The 19,783-nt window shown below is 67.2% G+C and carries 16 protein-coding genes; 5 read left to right on the forward strand and 11 right to left on the reverse strand.

Annotated features, from left to right (window positions below; translation table 11 throughout):
* Window positions 1–60 precede the first annotated feature (60 nt).
* Together tssK and tssJ are read right to left on the reverse strand one after the other, a co-directional pair.
* Window positions 61–1,488 (reverse strand): type VI secretion system baseplate subunit TssK, encoded by a 1,428-nt coding sequence (gene tssK, locus G3N93_RS15200; RefSeq protein WP_206133393.1) that lies wholly within the window; start codon window positions 1,486–1,488, stop codon window positions 61–63.
* Complete coding sequence (gene tssJ / locus G3N93_RS15205; protein ID WP_011355198.1) at window positions 1,485–2,000, reverse strand: type VI secretion system lipoprotein TssJ; 516 nt, start codon at window positions 1,998–2,000, stop codon at window positions 1,485–1,487. The genes tssK and tssJ overlap by 4 nt, the downstream gene beginning before the upstream one ends.
* Before the next feature lie 630 nt (window positions 2,001–2,630).
* Here tssJ and G3N93_RS15210 point away from each other — a divergent pair.
* Together G3N93_RS15210 and tagH are read left to right on the forward strand one after the other, a co-directional pair.
* The gene (locus tag G3N93_RS15210; protein ID WP_027791608.1) at window positions 2,631–3,017 is read left to right on the forward strand and encodes a TssQ family T6SS-associated lipoprotein; all 387 of its coding nucleotides are present in this window, start codon (window positions 2,631–2,633) and stop codon (window positions 3,015–3,017) included.
* A gap of 44 nt (window positions 3,018–3,061) precedes the next feature.
* A complete protein-coding gene (gene tagH, locus G3N93_RS15215; protein ID WP_206133394.1) occupies window positions 3,062–4,510 on the forward strand; it encodes a type VI secretion system-associated FHA domain protein TagH in 1,449 nt (482 codons plus the stop codon).
* 54 nt (window positions 4,511–4,564) lie between these two features.
* Here the strand turns inward: tagH and G3N93_RS15220 are convergent, their stop codons facing one another.
* The 8 genes from G3N93_RS15220 to G3N93_RS15255 form a co-directional block, all read right to left on the reverse strand.
* Window positions 4,565–6,043 carry a diguanylate cyclase gene (locus tag G3N93_RS15220; protein ID WP_174941018.1) on the reverse strand — a complete coding sequence of 493 codons (1,479 nt, stop codon included), beginning with the start codon at window positions 6,041–6,043 and terminating at the stop codon, window positions 4,565–4,567.
* A gap of 400 nt (window positions 6,044–6,443) precedes the next feature.
* Window positions 6,444–7,889, reverse strand: coding sequence for an NAD-dependent succinate-semialdehyde dehydrogenase (locus G3N93_RS15225; protein ID WP_174937829.1), 1,446 nt, complete (start codon window positions 7,887–7,889; stop codon window positions 6,444–6,446).
* 152 nt (window positions 7,890–8,041) lie between these two features.
* Window positions 8,042–9,340, reverse strand: a complete 1,299-nt coding sequence (locus G3N93_RS15230) for a cytochrome c (protein ID WP_206133395.1) — start codon at window positions 9,338–9,340, stop codon at window positions 8,042–8,044.
* Between the two features lie 15 nt (window positions 9,341–9,355).
* Complete coding sequence (locus tag G3N93_RS15235; RefSeq protein WP_206133396.1) at window positions 9,356–11,578, reverse strand: xanthine dehydrogenase family protein molybdopterin-binding subunit; 2,223 nt, start codon at window positions 11,576–11,578, stop codon at window positions 9,356–9,358.
* A gap of 1 nt (window position 11,579) precedes the next feature.
* Window positions 11,580–12,035, reverse strand: a complete 456-nt coding sequence (locus G3N93_RS15240) for a (2Fe-2S)-binding protein (RefSeq protein ID WP_043183740.1) — start codon at window positions 12,033–12,035, stop codon at window positions 11,580–11,582.
* A gap of 133 nt (window positions 12,036–12,168) precedes the next feature.
* Window positions 12,169–12,468 (reverse strand): putative quinol monooxygenase, encoded by a 300-nt coding sequence (locus G3N93_RS15245; RefSeq protein ID WP_011355207.1) that lies wholly within the window; start codon window positions 12,466–12,468, stop codon window positions 12,169–12,171.
* A 107-nt stretch (window positions 12,469–12,575) separates the two neighbouring features.
* A complete protein-coding gene (locus tag G3N93_RS15250) occupies window positions 12,576–13,634 on the reverse strand; it encodes an NADP-dependent oxidoreductase (RefSeq protein ID WP_206133397.1) in 1,059 nt (352 codons plus the stop codon).
* 234 nt (window positions 13,635–13,868) lie between these two features.
* Complete coding sequence (locus G3N93_RS15255; protein ID WP_206133398.1) at window positions 13,869–14,489, reverse strand: TetR/AcrR family transcriptional regulator; 621 nt, start codon at window positions 14,487–14,489, stop codon at window positions 13,869–13,871.
* Between the two features lie 307 nt (window positions 14,490–14,796).
* On the opposite strand from G3N93_RS15255, the gene G3N93_RS15260 reads away from it, so the two are divergent.
* Entirely contained in the window at window positions 14,797–16,368 is a 1,572-nt protein-coding gene (locus G3N93_RS15260; RefSeq protein WP_206133399.1) for a hypothetical protein, read from the forward strand.
* A 141-nt stretch (window positions 16,369–16,509) separates the two neighbouring features.
* Here G3N93_RS15260 and G3N93_RS15265 read toward each other — a convergent pair whose 3' ends face one another.
* Entirely contained in the window at window positions 16,510–17,532 is a 1,023-nt protein-coding gene (locus tag G3N93_RS15265; RefSeq protein WP_206133400.1) for a DNA-binding protein, read from the reverse strand.
* A 253-nt stretch (window positions 17,533–17,785) separates the two neighbouring features.
* On the opposite strand from G3N93_RS15265, the gene G3N93_RS15270 reads away from it, so the two are divergent.
* Window positions 17,786–18,283, forward strand: coding sequence for a papain-like cysteine protease family protein (locus G3N93_RS15270; protein ID WP_206133401.1), 498 nt, complete (start codon window positions 17,786–17,788; stop codon window positions 18,281–18,283).
* 163 nt (window positions 18,284–18,446) lie between these two features.
* A partial coding sequence (locus tag G3N93_RS15275) for a HAMP domain-containing protein (protein WP_206133402.1) occupies window positions 18,447–19,783 on the forward strand: 1,337 nt, incomplete at its 3' end.

Below are 19,783 nucleotides of genomic sequence, written 5' to 3' on the forward strand. Positions count from 1 at the left end.
TTCCGATCTGGCGACGGGGGAGATCGAAGCGGAGGAGGAATGCATCGCGTCGCCCCGCCCTTACCCGCGTATCGCCCAGAAGTCCATGGAGAGCCCAGGGAATTCGCCGGCGAAATGAAAAGCGAGACCGCCGGAGCGCGCCAGCTGCTTCCACAGGTCGCTGCCCTTGTCGATCTCGAAGTACGTGTGGCCCGCGTGATACGGGATCTGCCGCGGCGCGACCGGCAGCTGGCGCATCGTGATGCCCGGCAGCTGCAACTGCACGAGATCGCGGATCCGCTCGACCGGCCCGAGCTTCGCCTGCGCGGGAAACCGTGCACGCAGGCTGTCGGCCGGCACGTCCGCGCGCACCGCGAGCACGAAGCCGGCCGTGTCGCGCAGCGCCGGGTCGGCCAGCGTCGCGACGCGGATGCCGTTGCCCGCATCGCGCAGCTCGATCTGGATCGCGTTCTGCTCGAGCACCGTCGACAGCGACCGGCGCAGCTCGGTCATCAGCTCCGCGAAGCTCGTGCGCAGGTCGTCGTGCACGTAGACCGCGAGCGACTGCGGGCGCCGGCCGGCCGCCGTGAACGTGCTCAGGTCGCACGCGAGCTTCAGCCAGTCGCAGAACAGCGCCTCCGGATGCGTCGACACATGCTGCTGCGCATGCCAGGTCAGCGCGAGATAGCGGTTCACGAGCTGCAGCAGCAGGAAATCCGCGACTTCCGACACGCCGCCGCGCCCGGGCTCCGACAACCGCTCCGCGAGCGCTTCGCTGCGTTGCGTGAGCAACCCGTGCAATTCGCGCGCATAGGCCAGCAGCACGGCGTCGTGCTGCGCGACGAGGCGCGGCGGAATGTAGCCGTCGTCGACGAGCAGCCGCGCATCGGTGCGCCGCTCCACGATCCGTGCGACGCCGAGCGCGTGCCAGTCGCCGGTCAGTTCGGCCTCCAGCATCAGCCGTACGTTCAGGCGGCCCGTCTGCAGCAGCGCGGGGCCGAGCGCGACCGCGTTCGCGTCGGCCACTTCGTATTCGCGCACGACGTAGCGTGCGACATCGGCACCGCTGTTCGCGCCGTTCGCGGCATTTGTGCCGTTCGCGGCATTGCCGCTGCCTGCGCCGGCACCTGCACCAAACGACACTTCCTCGCCACCGCCGCGCCACAGCGGCAGCGCGAGCACGACGAGCTGGTCCTTTGCGTCGGCGGGTACGTCGAGCGGTTCGGGGAGATCGTCCGGATGGGACAGGTCGAACGGCGTGCCGTCGCGCATCACGCCCGATGCGGTGCGCAGCGCGACCTTGCCGAGCGCCAGTTGCTCGCGATCGAGCTCCAGCGTGTCGAAGCCCCAATAGAAGCCCTGCAGCGGCAGGCAGCGCAGCGCGACGTAGCGTTCCCAGTGCCGTTCGAGCTGCTGGAAATGCTGCGGCCGCAGGAACATCCCCTCGGTCCACACCACCCGCTGGCGGAGCGCCGCGACCGGCGTCGCGGACATCGTCGGTTCGGTCATGGGCGCCCCTTCGCATCGTTCAGCGCGATGCCGCCATTGCGTACGGCGATCGACAGCTTCAGTTCGCCCGGCGACGTCTGCCAGAACTTGTAGAGATTGAGCTGCTTCGCACGCGGCAGCGGCACCGTCAGCCGCCAGCGATTCTTTTCGAGCATGCGGTATTCGGCGACCACGCCGATCGCGCCGGCCTCGACGTTGCCGCGATAGTGCAGCGTGCGCGACTCGCCCGGCCGCAGGATCACGCGGTCGGTGCCCAGCAGGTCCGCGCCGAGCACGTTTTCCGGCTTGTCCTGCAGCGAGAAGAAATCCGCGCTGTCGAACGACGATGCCGCGCGGAGCTGGAACACCTTCAGCACGATCGGCGAAGGCTTGCGGTTCATGTCCGGGTTGACGTCGGGCGCGACGTCAACCGTGATCGCATACGGCACCGCCGCGGCGTGCTCCGTCGCACCGCACCCCGGCAACAGCATCACGCATCCCCATACGATGAAACTGCTCGACCGCCATTGCATATTCCACCCTCGCCACCCAATAGCCGCGCGCCGGTTTTCAACTTCGAAACCGGATGATCTGATTGAAAAAGGGACAATTAATTGATCGGTAATTGTGTAACCTGCATATCCATCCATTGCAATCCGTATCGGCAAATTGTTCTTGTAAAAAGCCGGGTCATATCAATCAGGGTTTTTGAAAGTCGCTTTGGCGAGATGATGGGCAATTGAATTGATGTTGGTAAATTAATGGCAAAAGTTAATCCGACCGGTGCGCGTGAGCGGCCCGGTTCTATGGCGTGGACACCTGTCGGATGGGCACGGGGCGCAAGCCGGCCGGCCGCGGAGCAAGGGGCGCTCGCGACGCTGGTGGTGTGCCAGGCTATTCGTTTCGCACGAACGGACGGTCCGATTTTTCGTGCATTGACGTGCGCTGACCAAACAACTGACGAATCCGAAAAACACAGCGAACTATAGGCCGTTTTTCCGGTTTCACAAGCACTGAAATTCGTAGTCGATTCTGTATTCAGGTGGAAACGGATTGGCTAAATGAAACAAAACGTAACAGCCGGTTCCGTGCCGATGATTGGCACTAGAATCCAACAGCGCTTGTGTGCCACCTTCCAATTACGCCAATTTTTAATTTCAATAATGAAAGGTCGTTCATCGCTCGTTCTTTTCCTCGGCGCATTGTTGCTGGGGGCCGGCGGGTGCAGTACGTCCCCGACACAGTCGGCTGCACGCGCGACGGTCGATAGCGCGCGCGCCGCGTACGACAGCGGCGACTACGGGCGCACGATCGCACTGCTGAGCCATGCGAAGGAGATCGACGGCGCCGACACCGACACGCAGGTGGCCGCGCACAAGCTCCTCGCGTTCAGCTATTGCGTGACGAACCGCATCACGCCGTGCCGCGCCGAGTTCTCGAAAATTCTCGACCTCAACCCGCGCTTCGACTTGTCCCCTGCCGAGAAGGGGCATCCGATCTGGGGGCCCGCGTTCGAATTCGCGCGCCGCAGGCATGCGTCGTCATCCTGAACGAACCGGCTTCCACGCGAGCGCTTCACCGAGCGACGTATGCCATGCAACTGATCGTGATCGAACATGCCGGCGAGCCGGTCGAAAACGACTCCTACGACGCCGTCGTGTTTCATCCGCCGGGCGGCACCATCGGCCGGGCCAGCGACAACCATCTCGTGTTGCGCGACGACACACGGCAGATTTCGCGTCTGCAGGCGCTGCTGCAGGTCGGTGACGACGCGTGCCTGCTGAAGAACCTCAGCAGCGTATCGACGATCGAGGTGAACCGCGAGCCGGTTGGCTATGCGCAGGAGCGCCCGCTCAACACCGGCGACATCATCCGCATCGGGCCGTACGTGCTGCGCGCCGAACGTGACGATGGCAGCGATGGCGACGATGCACCGGTCATCGACATGGCGACCGATACCGGCGCGCACGCCGATTCGCAGGCGCAGGCACGCGCTTCAGCAGTCCCCGCGCCAGCATCGCCTTCGCGGATCGATACGAAAGGCGCCGGCAACCGGCTGTGGGGGCTTCTCCAGGATCGTCTCGCGCCGCGTGGCAAGGCGGCGGACACCGGCACACGGCCAGGTGGCCCCGCGCGTGCGGACGCGGCCCAGCCAGCGAACCGCGCGGCGCAGACCGACCCGCCCGCACCCTCGCAGCGCGACCTGAACCAGTTGTCGATCGATCCGCTCGACCTGTTCACGCAGTCGTCGGGCGATATCGGCGCATCGGGCACGGCGGCGCACGTCGATCGCGGCAACACGGATCGCGAAGCGTCGTCCACGACACAGGCCGACCACGCGCCCGAGTGGACGCAACACGTGCGTGTACAACCAGCCGCCGCGCGCGCCGCCGATACGCCGCCGGCCGACGAACCTGCGCCGCATGCCACACGCGCACCGACACCCGATGAACTGCTGAGCGCGTTCTTCGAAGGCGCGGGGCTCGATACGGCCGCCGAGTCGCATCAGTGGTCGGCCGAACAGCTGTACATCGCGGGCCAGTTGCTGGCGCTGTTCGCGAACGGCACGGTCGAGCTGCTGTCGTCGCGCAGCATCCTGAAGCGCGAGGTGAAGGCGCACATGACGATGCTGCTCGATCGCGAGAACAACCCGCTGAAGCTGCTGCCGGACGGCGGCGCCGTGCTGCGGCAGATGTTCGGGCTGCCGCTGCCGGGCTTCATGTCGCCGCAGAGCGCGGTCAGCGACGCGTTCCAGGATCTGCATGCGCACCAGATCGGCATGGTCGCCGGCATGCGCGCCGCGTTGATGGACCTGCTGACGCGCTTTTCACCGCAACGCCTGCGCGAGCGCGACGACGCGATGCGCTGGTACGAGAAGCGCGTGCCCGCGCTGTACAAGGCCAGAATGTGGGATCGCTACGCGGCGACCCATCGCGACACGGTGTTCGCGATCGAGGACGATTTCGCGTCGGTGTTCGGCAAGGCGTTCCTGGCGGCGTACGACGCGGAAGTGGAAAGCTATCGCGGCAGCGGCCGGCATTGAGCGTCGAACGGCACGCCCGCCATCGGCAATGGGCGATGCGTGCCGGCGGTGGTGTCAGGTGTCCGTTTCATGCGAGGCCACCTTGTTTCGCCCCGTTTCCTTCGCGTGGTACAACGCCTCGTCGGCCGCCTTGATCACCGACTCGACCTCCCCTTCCTGCTCGGGGGCCCAGCTCGCCACGCCGATGCTCGCGGTGACGCGCCCGAATTCGCTTTCCGCATGCTCGATCGCAAGCCCGTCGATGGCTGCGCGAATCCGCTCGGCGATCTCCGTCGCACCCGTGGCCGGCGTATCGGGCAGGATCACGACGAACTCCTCGCCGCCGTAGCGGGCCGCGGTGTCCGCGGGGCGCCGGATGTTGTCGCCGATACATCGCGCCACCGCCGCCAGCGCGTCGTCGCCGGCCTGGTGACCATACGTGTCGTTGAAGGACTTGAAGCGGTCGACGTCGACGAACAGCAGCGAGAATACCGAGCGGGCACGGCGTGCGCGGCGCCATTCGAGGTCCAGCACTTCCCCGAACGAGCGGCGATTGTTGAGCCCGGTGAGGCCGTCGGTGCGCGCGAGCATCACCAGCTCGGATTCGGCCCGCATCCGGCGCCGCAACTGCGTGCCCAGCATGAAGGACAGCACGATGAACGCCGCGCCGAAAGTCGCCACCAGCGCGCCGATCGTGATCGCCCGGTGCCGCCACGCGGCGTAGATGTCCTGCTCCGCTTCAGCGACCATGATGATCAGCGGCAGGTGCGGCAGCGTCTTGAAGTAGTAGAGGCGGCGCACGTTGTCGATCGTCGAGGTGTCGAGGAACGAGCCTTCCGGCGCGGTCAGGAAGTGGCGAAACGTCGCCGCCTTGCTGATGTCGCGGCCGATGGTGTGCACGTCGTACGGCTGGCGCATGAACATGATGCCGTTCGTGCCGACCAGCGAGATCGCACCGTGCGAGCCGAGCGCGAGGCCGGCGAACAGCGTGTGGAAATACTCGAGATTGACCGCGATCAGTGCAATGCCGGCAAACGAGCCGTCCGGATTCGACACGCGGCGCGTCAATGCCACGCTGAGCGAGCCGCCGCGCAGGCGGGATGCAAACGGATCGCTGATGTAAAGCCCGGCGTTCGGATTGTCCCGGTGAACCGTAAAGTACTTGCGGTCGCCGAAATTGCCCTGTCGTGGCACGTCGTTCGCCGAATCCAGGATGATGTTGCCGGCCGAATCCAGCACGAGCATCGAGCCGAGAAATTGCGCGGTCATCGCGTGATCGAACAGGATGCCGCGCCGCAACGCCGGCGAGGCCGCCATGACGTCCGGCCGCTGCAGGCCCTGAATCACCGCTTCCAGCGACAGGCCGTACAGCTCGATATTGCGTTCGATGTCGCGCTCGGCGATGAGCGCCAGGTTCCGCGACGTATCGCGCGCGCGATCGAGCGCATCGTGACGGCTCTGGAACAACTGCAATACGCAGAGGCCCATCAGCGCGCACGCTATCAAGGTCCCCGCCAGCACAACGTAGTACGGCGCTGCCGACCGCGGATGCATCCGTTTCCTCTCAGGTTGGGCCGACGCTGACGCACCGGTTGTTATGGTTTCTTCTGGATAACCTATACCAAAAAGTGTGACATCCGGGTACGAGGTGCAGTCCGTACTTGCCAGGTTGCCGACGACGTGGCCTGAGCGGTGTCGCGTGAATCGTGTTCCGCTCGTGCCGGCACCGGGTGTCGGCGTCAGTTTACCGAGAGGTATGCCTTGGCGTGTGTCGTTGCTGGTGACGGAATCGAAACAATCGATCCGCAGTGGTACGCGTATTGAAATGCCCGGGGGTTGCCGTTCGAATGCACGGCTGGCAGGAAAACTGGCGAAAGACCGGGCATCCCGCCCGGCCCACGCCGATCGCGTGCGCAACGCCGACAGCGCCGCGCACGCGATCGATCGACGACCGTCAGACGGCCATCACCGTCACCGACTTCGTGACGAGGTACGGCTCCAGCGCTTCCGGCCCGCCTTCCGACCCGTAGCCCGAGTCCTTCACGCCGCCGAACGGCATTTCCGGCCACGGCGTCGCCGGCTGGTTGATCCACAGCATCCCGACTTCAAGGCGCTGCGTGAGCAGGTGCACGTTCGCGAACGCACGCGTGAACGCGTAGCCGGCGAGACCGAACGGCAAACGGTTTGCTTCGGCGATCGCGTCCTCGAGCTTGTCGAAACCGCGAATCGCCGCGACCGGGCCGAACGGCTCGTTGTTGAACACGTCCGCTTCGAGCGGCACGTCCGCGATCACGGTCGGCGCGAAGAAGTTGCCTTCCGAGCCGATCCGCTCGCCGCCGGTTTCGATGCGCGCACCGACCTTGCGTGCGTTGTCGACGACCGACGCCATCGCGGTGAGGCGTCGCGGGTTCGCGAGCGCGCCGAGCGTCGTGCCTTCCTCGAGGCCGTTGCCGACCTTCAGCCCTTCCGCATGCTTGACCAGCGCGCGCGTGAATTCGTCGCGGATGCTGTTGTGCACGAGGAAGCGCGTCGGCGAAATGCAGACCTGCCCCGCGTTGCGGAACTTCGCGCCGCCGGCGGCCTTCACCGCGAGCGCGACGTCGGCGTCCTCGGCCACGATCACCGGCGCGTGGCCGCCCAGTTCCATCGTCGCGCGCTTCATGTGCAGGCCCGCCATCGCGGCGAGCTGCTTGCCGACCGGCGTCGAACCCGTGAACGTGACCTTGCGGATCACCGGGTGCGGGATCAGGTACGACGAGATTTCAGCCGGATCGCCGTACACGAGGCCGATCACGCCGGCCGGCACGCCCGCGTCGACGAAGGCGCGCAGCAGCGCGGCCGGCGACGCGGGGGTTTCTTCCGGCGCTTTCACGAGGAACGAACAGCCGGTGGCGAGCGCGGCGCTCAGCTTGCGCACGACCTGGTTGACCGGGAAATTCCATGGCGTGAACGCCGCGACCGGGCCGACCGGTTCCTTCACGACGGTCTGCTGTGCGGCGAGGTTGCGCGGCGGCACGATCCGGCCGTACACGCGGCGGCCTTCGTCCGCGAACCATTCGATGATGTCCGCCGCCGACAGCACTTCGACGCGCGCTTCGGTGAGCGGCTTGCCCTGTTCCTGCGTCATCAGCTGCGCGATCGCGTCGGCGCGTTCACGCACCAGCGCGGCCGCCTTGCGCATCGTCGCCGCGCGCTCGTGCGCGGGCACCTTGCGCCAGGCCTCGAAGCCGCGTTGCGCGGCGGCGAGCGCACGGTCGAGATCGGCGATGCCCGCGTGGGCCACCTTGCCGATCGGCTTGCCGGTCGCCGGGTTCACGACGTCGATCGTCTTGCCGCTCACGGCGTCGACCCACTCGCCGTCGATCAGCAGTTGCGTATCCGTATAAGTCACGTTAGCCATCCAGACACCCCTACATTGCGTCGAAAAACGCGCGCTGCCGCGAACGGCCGCACGCCGGTTGACAGAAAAAGCCAGACCGCCGGGGCAGGCACGCACCCGGCGGCAGTGACGGCGGGCACGCCGGCCCGCCATCGTTCCGCATGGGGCCGCGCTCAGCGCGCGGCCGCCGTCGCCTTGCGGAGTTTCGCGACGTCCGCCGCCTGCACGGCCGGCGCGCCGTTGTTCCAGCCGGCGCGCATGAACGTCAGCACGTCGGCGATCTGCCGGTCGTTCAACTGGTTCGAGAACGCCGGCATCGGATACGCGGACGGCACGCCATCGATCACGAGCGTCTCGCTGCCGTTTAGCGTCACGTTGATCAGCGACGCGGCATCGGCTTCGAGCACGTTCGGATTGCCGGCGAGCGGCGCGAGCAGCGGCGCGTAACCGCGCCCGTCCGCGCCGTGGCAGTGCAGGCAGTAAGCGTTATACACCTTCGCGCCCGGATCGGCTGCCGGCCGACCCAGCGCGGCCTGCGTCGCCTTCGGATCATAGCTGTACGGCGGCGCGCCCGTGCCGCCCGCCGCCGGCAGCGATTTCAGGTAGCGGGAAATCGCCGCCAGATCGTCGTCGGAGAGCGCCTGCGTGCTGTGGTTGATCACGCTGACCATCGAGCCGAACGCGGTCGCATGGCGGTTCGCGCCGGTCTTCAGGAATTGCGCGACCTCGGCCTCGTTCCAGCGGCCGAGCCCCGTGTTGGGCTCGCCGGTCAGGTTCGACGCGAACCAGTTGTCGATCGGCGCGCCCGACAGGAACGCCGCGCCGCCTTCGTCGAGCGCCTTCTCCTGGAAGCCGACGCCGCGCGGCGTGTGGCACGACCCGCAGTGCCCGAGCCCCTGCACGAGATACGCGCCGCGGTTCCACATCGCGTCCTTGGCCGGCTTGTCCGCGTAAGGCGTCGTGTCGAGGAACACCATGTTCCACAACGCGAGCGGCCAGCGCATGTTGAGCGGCCACGGGATGTCCGACGGCCGGTTCGCCTGCTTCACCGGTTCGACGCCGTGCATGAAGTACGCGTAGAGCGCCTTCACGTCGTCGTCCTTCAGCTTCGCGTACGACGGGTACGGCATCGCCGGATACAGGTTGTGACCGTCCTTCGCGACGCCCTTGCGCAGCGCGCTGGCGAAGTCGGCTTCGGTATAGCCGCCGATGCCCGTCTCCGGATCGGGCGTGATGTTGGTCGTGTAGATCGCGCCCATCGGCGTGACCATCTTCAGGCCGCCGGCGAACGGCGTGCCGCGCGGCGCGGTGTGGCACGCGACGCAGTCGCCCGCTTTCGCGAGATACGCACCGCGTGCGACCAGTGCGCCGTCGGCCGGCGCCGTCTGCGCGGCATGCGCGGCCGTGCCGGCCAGCAGCGCAGACACGGCGAGCAACGACGTGCCGAGCATCTTCAGGGTGAGGTTTTTCATGGTCGTCGCCTCCCCTCAAGCCGTCTTCAGCTGGTCGCCGACCGGCAGCTTGCGCAGCCGCTTGCCGGTTGCCGCGAAGATCGCGTTCGACACCGCCGCGGCCGTCGCGGCCGTACCCGGTTCACCGATCCCGCCCGGCGCTTCACCGCTTTTCACGAGATGCACCTCGATCGGCGGCGTCTCGTTGATCCGCAGCATCCGGTAGTCGGTGAAGTTGCTCTGCACGACGCGGCCGTCCTCGATCGTGATCTCGCCGTACAGCGCGCCCGTGATCCCGAAGATGATGCCGCCCTGCACCTGCGCCTCGATCGTGTTCGGGTTGACATACATCCCGCAATCGACCGCGCACACGACACGCTTCACCTGGACCGCGCCGTTGTCCACCGCGACAGCGACGACGATCGAGAAGAAGCTGCCGAACGCGTGCATCACCGAGACGCCGCGCCCTTGCCCCGTCGGCAGCGCCGGGCCGCCCCAGCCGGCCGCCTTCGTCGCGACCTCGAGCACGTTGAGCGCGCGCGGCGTCTTGCCGAGCAGCGCACGGCGGTATTGCACCGGGTCGGTCTTGGTCTGCGCGGCCAGTTCGTCGATGAAGCTCTCGACCACGAACGTGCCGCGCGTCGGGCCGACGCCGCGCCAGAACGCGGTCGGCACGTGGCGCGGCTCCTGGCGCACGTAGTCGACCAGCTGGTTCGGCAGGTCGTACGGCAGCTCGGCCGCGACCTCGACCGCATCGGGATCGACGCCGTGCTGGAACGCCGGCGGCGCGAAGCGCGCCATGATCGACGAGCCGACGATCCGGTGCTGCCACGCGACCGGCTTGCCGTTCGCGTCGAGGCCGGCCGAAATCCTGTCGTAGTAGCACGGCCGGTACATGTCGTGCTGCACGTCTTCCTCGCGCGTCCAGACCACTTTCACCGGCGCGTTGACCTGTTTGCCGACCTTCACGGCCTGGCCGATCATGTCCGTCTCGAGCCGCCGGCCGAAGCCGCCGCCGAGCAGGTGGTTGTGCACGACAATCCGGTCGGGCGCGAGGCCCGTGAGCTGCTGCACGGTATCGCGCGCCCGCGTCGGCACCTGTGTGCCGACCCAGATCTCGCAGCCATCGCCGCGCACGTGCACCGTGCAGTTCACCGGTTCCATCGTCGCGTGTGCGAGCAGCGGCTGTTCGTAGACGGCGTCGACGCGCGTCTTCGCATTCGCGAAGGCCTTGTCGACGTCGCCGTCCTTGCGGGCGACCGCGCCCTTGCCGTTCGCCGCCGCCTGCGCGAGATCCGCGAACAGATCCTTCGTCGAAACCTTCGCGCCCGCGCCCTCGTTCCACTTCACGACCAGCGCCGACGCGCCGCGCTTTGCAGCCCACGTGTGATCGCCGACCACCGCCACAGCGTTGTCGACGCGCACGACCTGGCGCACGCCGGGGATCTTCTTCGCGGCCGACTCGTCGACGCTCGCGACCGTGCCGCCGAACACCGGGCTGTTCACGATCACCGCGTACAGCATGCCCGGCAGGCGCACGTCGAGTCCGAACTGGGCCGTGCCGTCGACCTTCTCCGGCGAATCGAGCCGCTTCGCGGGCGTGCCGATCAGCTTGAAATCCGCCGGCTTCTTCAGCGCGATGTCCTTCGGTACCGGCAACTTCGCCGCCGCATCGGCGAGCTGGCCGTACGACGCGCGTCGGCCACTCGGCGGATGCTGCACTTCGCCGTTCACGGCGCGGCAGGATGCCGGATCGACGTTCCATTGCTTCGCGGCGGCCGCGACCAGCAGCGTACGGGCGGTCGCGCCTGCACGGCGCAGCGGTTCCCATGCATAGCGCACCGATGTCGAGCCGCCGGTGAGCTGGCCGCCGAGCAGCGGATCGAGGAACAGCTTCTCGTTCGGCGGCGCATGGTCGAGCGTGACGCTCGACAGCGGCACTTCGAGTTCCTCCGCGATCAGCATTGGCAGCGCCGTATAGACGCCTTGGCCCATCTCGACCTTCGGCATCACCAGCGTGACCTTGCCGGCGCGGTCGATCTGCACGAACGCGTTCGGTGCGAACACACCGGGTTGAGCAGGCTCGGCGGCGTCGCCGCCGATCACCGAACGGCGCGCATCGTCGCCCGCGGCCGGCAGGCTGAAGCCGAGCAGCAGGCCACCGCCCGCCGCGGCGCCCAGCGACATGCCGAGCTTGAGGAACGAACGGCGCGACACGCCCGCGCCGGCCCGACCCGCTTCAATCAGTCCTCGCGACATGTCAGGCCTCCTTCGCGGCTTGCTTCACGGCCGCGCGAATCCGGTTGTACGTGCCGCAGCGGCAGATATTGCCGGCCATCGCTGCGTCGATGTCGGCGTCGCTCGGGTTCGGGTTCGACGCGATCAGCGCGGTGGCGGCCATCACCTGCCCCGACTGACAGTAGCCGCACTGGACGACGTCGAGCTCGCGCCACGCCTGCTGGACCTTGTGGCCGGCCGGCGTCGCGCCGACGGCTTCGATCGTCGTGATCTTGCGGCCCGCGACGGCCGCGACCGGCAGCACGCACGAGCGCGCGGCGACGCCGTCGAGATGCACCGTGCACGCGCCGCACTGGGCGATCCCGCAGCCGAACTTCGTGCCGGTGAGGCCGACGACGTCGCGCAGCACCCAGAGCAAGGGCATGTCGTCGGGGGCGTCGACCGAGCGGGTTTCGCCGTTGATGTTGAGGGTGATCATTCAGCCTCCGGGGCCGGTGTATTGGGGAGGCGGCGCGAACGGCGCGCCGCGTGGTGTTGTCATCGCCACCGCGCTGTGCGGCGGGTGCCGTGCGGCCCGGGTGGGAGCGCGCCGCGACGGAAGTACAGCGTGATTACTCGGCGACGTCGATGCCTGACAGCACCTTGATGACCGGCGGCGCCGTGAACCAGTCGGCCGACTTCGCGCGGAATGCGCCGAAATACGGGCTCGCGAGGTGCGCGTCGAACGCAGCCTGGTCGTCGTAGATCTCGTACAGGTGCAGGTTCGGCGAGCCGTCCTGCTCGCGGAACAGGTCGTAGCGCCGGTTGCCCGGTTCGGTGCGCGTCTTCGCGACCATGCTGCGCAGCTCGGCCTCGGCGGCCTCCGCGTGTTCGGGTTTCAGGAACAGGGAAGCAATCACGTGAAGCGCCATCTTGTCACTCCTATCGAAACGGAATCGGGAAAGCCGCCCGCCGGCGTCATGTCATTCACGTCACGCCGGCGGGCGGCCGGTTGTTGCTGCAAGCCGGTACCGTCGTGTCAGGCCAGTTCGTCCGGGCCCACGCGCACGACGACCTTGCCGAAATTCTTGCCCGCGAGCAAGCCGATCAGCGCTTCCGGTGCATCGGCGAGATCGGGGACGACGTCCTCGAGCGTCTTCACCTTGCCCTGCGCGACCCATTCGCTCATTTCCTTCATGAACGTCGCGTAGCCGGTTGCATAGTGATCCAGGATGATGAAACCCTGCATCCGGATGCGCTTGCGCAGGATCGTGCCCATCAGGGCCGGCACGCGGTCGCGGCCGGTCGACACGGTCTTGTCGTCGTAGGCCGCGTCGTTGTAGTGCGCGATGATTCCGCATACCGGCACGCGCGCATGGTCGTTGAGCAGCGGCCACACCGCGTCGAACACGGCCCCGCCGACGTTCTCGAAATAGATGTCGATGCCGTTCGGGCACGCATCCTTCAGCTTCGCGGCGAATGCCGGGTCGCGATGGTCGACGCACGCGTCGAAACCGAGCGTATCGGTCACGTATGCGCACTTGTCGGCGCCGCCCGCGACGCCAACCACGCGGCAGCCCTTCAGCTTCGCGATCTGGCCGACCACCGCGCCGACCGCCCCACTGGCGGCTGCGACGACCACCGTTTCACCGGCCTTCGGCTCGCCGATCTTCAGCAGCCCCGTATAGGCGGTGAAGCCCGGCATGCCGAGCACGCCGAGCGCGTACGACGGATGCGCGAAGTTGCGGCCGAGCGGAATCAGGTCGCGGCCGTCGGACAACGCATAGTCCTGCCAGCCGGCGCCCGCCACCACCAGGTCGCCTTCGCGGAACGCCGGCAGGTTCGACGAGACGACCTGGCTGACGGTGCCGCCGACCATCGGCTGGCCGAGTTCGGCCGGCGCCGCATAGGACGGTGCGTCGCTCATCCGGCCGCGCATGTACGGGTCGAGCGACAACCAGACCGTGCGCAGCAGCACCTGGCCGGCGCTCGGTGTCGGCACGTCACCGGATTCGGTGCGGAAGTTGCCCGGCGTCGGTGCGCCGACCGGGCGCGAATTCAGGATGATCTGGCGATTAGCGGTCTTGCTTTGCGGCATGTGAGCCTCCGTCAACAGGAATGGACGTGCTTCGTGGGCACGATCGGATCAGGGATGGACCAGCGGGAGACGCACGCGGGCGGCAGCATCGGCGCTCAGGCCGTCGCGGCTGCGTGCGTGCGGTTGAATCAATCGGGACAGCGTAACGCGGCGTGGCACGTTCGTCATGCGTAGTTGAGTAGACCAGTCGTCTAGAATCAGGGTAAAAACAAGGCGCGCCGATGCGCGCCCGGGTTACGACTGCGCTCCACTCGGCTCGAGCGGCGGCAGGTTCAGCATGCGCCGCGTTTCGATCATCGCCCTTTCGAGCGGCTTCCGATTGCGGTGAATCTTTTCCAGCAGCGTCGCACCCAGCCACAGCTCGTAGAGGATCGCGGCCGTATGCGACGGCTCGGCAACTCCGCTCAGCGAACCGTCGGCCAGCCCGGCCTCGATGCCGCCCGCGAGCCGCTCGATGATCTGGCTCGTGCCGTGCCGCAGCACCGTGCGCATCGCTTCCGACAGGTCCGACACTTCCGCGCCGAGCTTCACCGCGAGGCACTTGCCTTCCGGATCATCCGCGCATTGCGTGTGCAGCCAGTTGCGCCAGTACGTCATCAGACGCTCGGCGCCCGTGCCGGCCTGATGCTTGAGCAGGTTGTCGAGATGCGCGAGATAGCCGTCGAAATACGATTCGAGCAGCGCTTCGCCGAACGCCTCTTTCGAGCCGAAGTAATGGTAGAACGAGCCCTTCGGGATGCCCGCCGCAGCGAGAATCTCGTTCAGGCCAACCGCCGAAAACCCCTTGTGGAGCATGATCGGCTTGGCGATATTCAGGATGTGCTGGCGGACTTCCGCGCCTGAAGATGCATTCATGATGGCGTATGTTAGCAACGATTAGACCGGTCGTCTAGCAGCGTCGAGCCGGCATGTTGAGCGGCACTTTACCCGATCCCCGCCAGGCGCCCAAACCTTGCACCGGCATGCCTCGTTCCTGTCCCGCCCTGCCGCGTGCGTGGCGTCACACGCACGACTTGGTTTCGTCGCGGGCGTTTCATCGATCTCCCGCATAAATACGCGCGGCGCATATGCCGGCGATCGCGTCATTTCGACCGGCATTGCACACGTGTGCAACGCGCCGGATCGTCGTTGTCGCCTCCCGAACCCGTGACCAGGAACGCCCATGACCGCCTCGAAACCCGAACGCCCGTCCGCGCCGAACCGCCGGCGCTTCATCCAGCGCGGCGCCGCGCTGACCCTGTCGCCGCTCGTCGGCACGCTGGCTGCCTGCGGAGGCGACGGCAACCCGACGTCCGCGTCGTCGTTCGCCGCCACCGGCGCCGCGGACGCGTCCACCCGCAACTACGGCATCGCCGACCGCTCGATCACGATCAACGTCGTCAATGCGATCCCGTCGACGACGCTCGCGTACGGCAACGCGGCGAGCCAGAGCGGCTCGCTGCCGCAGGCGTCGCAAGCGCAGGTCGCCACCGGGCAATCGACTGCCGTCAGCGCATCGAACAGCTGGGGCGACTGCACCGGATCGTTCAGCCTGGCCGGCGGCGACGCATCGTTTGCGATCGCGTACACGCATCCGTTCGGGTCGCAACCGACCACCGTCAGCGTCACACCGTCGGCCGGCTACGTGTCGGGCGCCGACGCCGCCACGTTTCCCGGTCACGACTCGGTCGCGAATCTCACGCTGTATCGCGGCGTCGCGACCGCGAACGGCGCGTGGGTCGTCCCGCTGTCGCAACTCGCGACGCCGCCGGCCAACAACTGCCAGGATTTCGCGAACAGCATGTTCGGCAGCAACGTGCGCACGGCCGCGGCGATCCAGTCCGCGTATCAAAGCACCAGCCCGCTCGGCTACGTGCCGCCCGCCGACTTCACCGGCGGCCAGCTCGCGGGCTTTGTCGCGCAATGGGTGCAGCGCTGGCAGAGCGGCGCGGCCTACGGCGTGCTGCCCGCCGCCGATGCGCAACTGATCGATGCGCTGAAGCAGTACGTGTCCGGCGCGTCGAATGCCGGCCCGTTGACGATGTGGGTGCCGCAGATCGCATGGCAGGCCGGCTCCGATCCGGCGGTGTTCGCGCTGACGGGCTATCGCGCGTTTCCGTTCGTCGATGCGCAGGGCAACTGGATCGCGGGCACGCTGTCCGCGTTCCTGACGCTGCTGGCGGCCGGCTCGCATATCGTCGCGATCAGCGCGACGAACGACCTGCCAACGGGCGTCACGATGCAGGCGTTCGACAGTTTCATGGGCGCGAGCGGGTTGACGACGTCGACGGATATCGGCAACTCGCACTACGCGTCGGTGCTGAACACGACGGGCCGCTATTACCTGAGCGTCGGCAGCGATTTCGCGCCGGCGAACTGCGGGCTGATCCTGTCGTTCCTGTATGGGCGCACGGTGAACAACCTGCTCGCGGGCGCCGGCACGTACAACACCTTCATCCAGCTCGAAGGGTGGCAGGCTGGCGGTTCGCGGCACAACGCCGACTATGCGACTTATCAGCAGACGCTGTGGAACATCTCGACGTACGGGGCGTCCGCGTATAGCGAGAAGCGCGCGACGTCGATCTTCCTCGCGCCGACCGGGTGGACGCCGCAGGTCTATCAGACGACGCGGATGATGCCGTACGTCGGCGCGTATGCGCAGTCGAACGGGTCGCCGCAGGGCTGGTTGAATACGTCGCTCGTCACGATTCCGGCGGATGCGCCGGCGTTGCCGTCGCGGTATGTGTCGAGTTGATTCGTATCGGTGAGTGGGCGCGCGATCGGGGGTGCGGGGCTCGGTCGCTTGCTTCAGGCTTCAGGCTTCAGGCTTCGGGCTTCAGGCTTCAGGCTTCGGGCGTGCGTCGCCTTCGGCTGACGCGCGCTCGCGGTTTCGCCGTTAGCGCGGCGGCGCTTCGTCTGCCCGCTTTCGCGTGCGCGCCCGCCGCTCGTCCCGTTCTGCGGCTGGCGCAGCCTTGGCGCCACGTAGCGCCGACCGACGCGAGAGCACGGTCATTTCGCGCCGCAGCGCATCGAGTTCCTTGCCCCGTGCGGCATCGGTCGCCTGCGCGCCGTCGAGCTGCCCTTGCAGCACGCCGTATCGATGCAGCGCGTCACCGAGCTGCGCCTGCAGCGCGGCCACGTCCTTGCGCTGCTGCGCATCGCGCTGCTCCGTGCGCAATGCCACCGCATCGAGTTCCTTCTGCAGCCGCGCGGCCGCGAGCCGCTCGCGATCGATCTCCTGAAGCGCCCGCTTCTCCGACGCGCGCAAGCGTTCCTCGGCCCGGCCGGCGTCGTCACGCAGTCGGTCGAGCTGGGTGGTGAAATCCGCGCGTGCCTGCGCGAGTGCACGGTCGCCTTCCGCGTTGTCGGCCGTGAGGCGTTCGATATCCGTTTGCAGCGCTCGCCGCGATGCGTCGTCCGCCGCCCTCGCCTGCTCCAGTTCCTGAATGCGCACCTGCGCGGCCAGCAATGCGGCCGTGCGTTGCTCCAGCGCCGTTTCGGTGCGGGCCAGTTCTGCCTGCAGCGCCGCGACTTCCACCTTCGCTGCCATCCGTTCGGCTTCGACTTCCGCGCGCAATGCGTCGAGCGCGGCCGATGCGTCGGCACTCGACCGATTCCATAGCGCCGCCACCAGCTCACCGGCGGCCGCCTGCAGATCGGCCGGCAGATCGGGATGCTCGATGCGTACGCGACTCTTTTCCCGCAGCTCGGCCCAGAACTCGCCGAGGACGGCCGTCGGCGTGCTCATGCTGCCCTTGCGGACGAGCTGGTACAGGCGGTTCGCGGTGGGCGTGATGCCGAAGCGGAAGAACAGCAGCGCGCAGGCTTCCCGGTACAGCTCGCGGGTTTTCGGGAAGTCGGCCTTGAGGCGCTCGATTTCGGCGGTCAGGCGGGATTCGTCGGCAGCGAGATCGGACATGGCGGAGTTGGGCTGATGATTTCGTAAATAATATAACGTAAACCGTTAAATATCCAATTTTCCGAGCCTAATAATTTGACATTATTTCTATAATGTCGAGATTGATAGGTGTGGCTCTGCCGCTTCGTGTGACCGATCAGCGCCCACGGTCTGCGCGTCCGCCAACCGTCTCGACGAGGTTGGCGGTCACGATGGTTGTCCTCGCGCCCGATTCTTCATACGCTTATGGATCACTCCTGCCTGGAGACCCGAAATGGTGGACGTCAGATTGAACGTGCCGATGGTCGATCAGAGCGGCGTAAAGAAAACCAAATCCGGATCCAAAGCCCTGAAGAACGCATGCTGGTATGCGGCGGCGTGCATGGTTTCGTACTTCCATCGCCCCGGGCCGCGTCTGGGCCTTCCGGCGCTATGGCGGGCGGACCAGGGGCTCCACTTTTCGAGGATCCCCGACTTGTGCGCGGTCGAAGGACTCATGGCGCTCAATCAGCCTACGTCCATTACGCCCGAATGGCTGGGCAAGGTGCTGACGGACTTCGGTCCAATCTGGGCCGCGGGGAATTTCCTGGAAAGGCCAGATGAGCCTGATGACGATATCGGTCACGTGATCGTCATCACGGGGATCAGGCACGGCATCGTTCACTACAACGATCCGGAGGGGCTGCCCGCGCGCACGATGCTTCTGTCGACGCTCGACACCGGTCGGCACCAACCCGACGGACTGCTGGTGAAGCGACCGGACTGCTATTGAATCCATTGCGGGCGTCCACCCACCTTCCCGGCAAAAACGCCCCTGCAACCGCGTCCGAAAACCGTCAACATTGCGCAATTGAAAGCCGGTTGCGCTGCCTCGTCGTGTCGTCGGCATCCACCCGGTGCGTCCATCAAGAAAACAGAAGAACGAGGAGCCCGCGTTGCGCACATTCCGGATCGGCTTTCGAGGCTTGTTCGTCAAGCTCGTGCCGACGTTCATCGTCGTGGGGTTCGTGGCGATGGTGCTGTCGTCGGTGCTGACGAGCGTGCTCTGGCGCACGCATGCCGAAAGCGACATCCGCCGGTTTCTCGGCAACCTCGACCGCCCTGCGCTGGCCGCCGCGACCGGCGCCGTCGACCTGCGCGACCCCGTTGCGTGCCGCGCGGCCGCCGACGCCCTGTTCTGGCAGATCGCACGAGTCGGCGCGCGCGACGTGATGGATTTCGCGCCGATGATGGGCTTCTTCGGCGCCGGTCGGCTCCAGGTGCGCATTGCACAGCCGGACGGCGCCGGATGTGCAACCGCGCCGGCTGCTTCGCCGTTGCTGGCCGACGCGTTCGCTGCGGCCCCAGCCAATCTGGCCGCGCCCGACACGATGCTGCGCCGCGACAGCGACTGGGCCCTCGTCACGCACGTTGGGTTGCCCGGCGGCGCCATCGCGCGGATCGGCGTCCATTACTGGCCGGGCTGGCAACTGCACTACGAGATCGCCGACGATGCGTCGGCGTACGACCTGATGCGCACCATGCTGTATCTCGGCGCGATGGGCGCGAGCTTCGCGGGGCTGCTGGTCTGGTTGCTGGTGGGGCGCGTCCGGCGGATGACGGCCGCGGCCGATCGCTGGGCGGCCGGCGACCTGTCGGCGCGGATCGCCGACCGGTCGCGCGACGAGCTCGGCGAACTGGCCGCGCATTTCAACCGGATGGCCGATGCGCTCGCGCGTGCGTTCGGGATGCAGAAGGCGCTCGCGGTGTCGGTCGAACGCACGCGGATCGCGCGCGACCTGCACGACACCGCGAAGCAGCGCAGCTTCGTGCTCGGCCTCAAGCTGACCGAGCTGGAGTATGACGCGCAGCGCCACCCCGACCTGTTGCCGACCGTCGGTGCGGCGCGGCGTCTGGCCGATCATCTTCAGCAGGATCTCAACAACGTGGTGACCGGCTTCAGCCTGCCTGCGATCGCCGAGGACGGTCTGCGGGCAGCCGTTTCGCAGGCGGTGCACGACCTGTTGGCCGGCTCGGGCATCGACTGGTCGCTCGATCTGCCGGAAGGTGCCGCGCATGCGCTCGACGCCCACCCGTCGGCCGCGCACGAACTGCTGATGATCACGCACGAGGCCGCCGCGAATGCGCTGCGCCATAGCGGCTGCCGGCGCATCGACATCGCGTGCGAACCGGGCGACGCCGTGCGGGCATCCCCCGGTACTCCGGCGTCGCGCTGGCGCTGGGTCGTGCGCGACGACGGCAGCGGCGTCGACCCGGCTGCCGTACCCATCGG

This window comes from Burkholderia sp. Se-20378 (genome assembly GCF_017104665.1).
Lineage (GTDB): Bacteria > Pseudomonadota > Gammaproteobacteria > Burkholderiales > Burkholderiaceae > Burkholderia > Burkholderia lata.

Coding starts and splice junctions, on each gene's coding strand:
- G3N93_RS15245 (WP_011355207.1), bottom strand. CDS start 12,468: ATGGCGCTTCACGTGATTGCTTCCCTGTTCCTGAAACCCGAACACGCG.
- tssK (WP_206133393.1), bottom strand. CDS start 1,488: ATGACCGAACCGACGATGTCCGCGACGCCGGTCGCGGCGCTCCGCCAG.
- tssJ (WP_011355198.1), bottom strand. CDS start 2,000: ATGCAATGGCGGTCGAGCAGTTTCATCGTATGGGGATGCGTGATGCTG.
- G3N93_RS15225 (WP_174937829.1), bottom strand. CDS start 7,889: ATGGCTAACGTGACTTATACGGATACGCAACTGCTGATCGACGGCGAG.
- G3N93_RS15260 (WP_206133399.1), top strand. CDS start 14,797: ATGACCGCCTCGAAACCCGAACGCCCGTCCGCGCCGAACCGCCGGCGC.
- G3N93_RS15265 (WP_206133400.1), bottom strand. CDS start 17,532: ATGTCCGATCTCGCTGCCGACGAATCCCGCCTGACCGCCGAAATCGAG.
- G3N93_RS15270 (WP_206133401.1), top strand. CDS start 17,786: ATGGTGGACGTCAGATTGAACGTGCCGATGGTCGATCAGAGCGGCGTA.
- G3N93_RS15255 (WP_206133398.1), bottom strand. CDS start 14,489: ATGAATGCATCTTCAGGCGCGGAAGTCCGCCAGCACATCCTGAATATC.
- tagH (WP_206133394.1), top strand. CDS start 3,062: ATGCAACTGATCGTGATCGAACATGCCGGCGAGCCGGTCGAAAACGAC.
- G3N93_RS15210 (WP_027791608.1), top strand. CDS start 2,631: ATGAAAGGTCGTTCATCGCTCGTTCTTTTCCTCGGCGCATTGTTGCTG.
- G3N93_RS15240 (WP_043183740.1), bottom strand. CDS start 12,035: ATGATCACCCTCAACATCAACGGCGAAACCCGCTCGGTCGACGCCCCC.
- G3N93_RS15235 (WP_206133396.1), bottom strand. CDS start 11,578: ATGTCGCGAGGACTGATTGAAGCGGGTCGGGCCGGCGCGGGCGTGTCG.
- G3N93_RS15230 (WP_206133395.1), bottom strand. CDS start 9,340: ATGAAAAACCTCACCCTGAAGATGCTCGGCACGTCGTTGCTCGCCGTG.
- G3N93_RS15250 (WP_206133397.1), bottom strand. CDS start 13,634: ATGCCGCAAAGCAAGACCGCTAATCGCCAGATCATCCTGAATTCGCGC.
- G3N93_RS15220 (WP_174941018.1), bottom strand. CDS start 6,043: ATGCATCCGCGGTCGGCAGCGCCGTACTACGTTGTGCTGGCGGGGACC.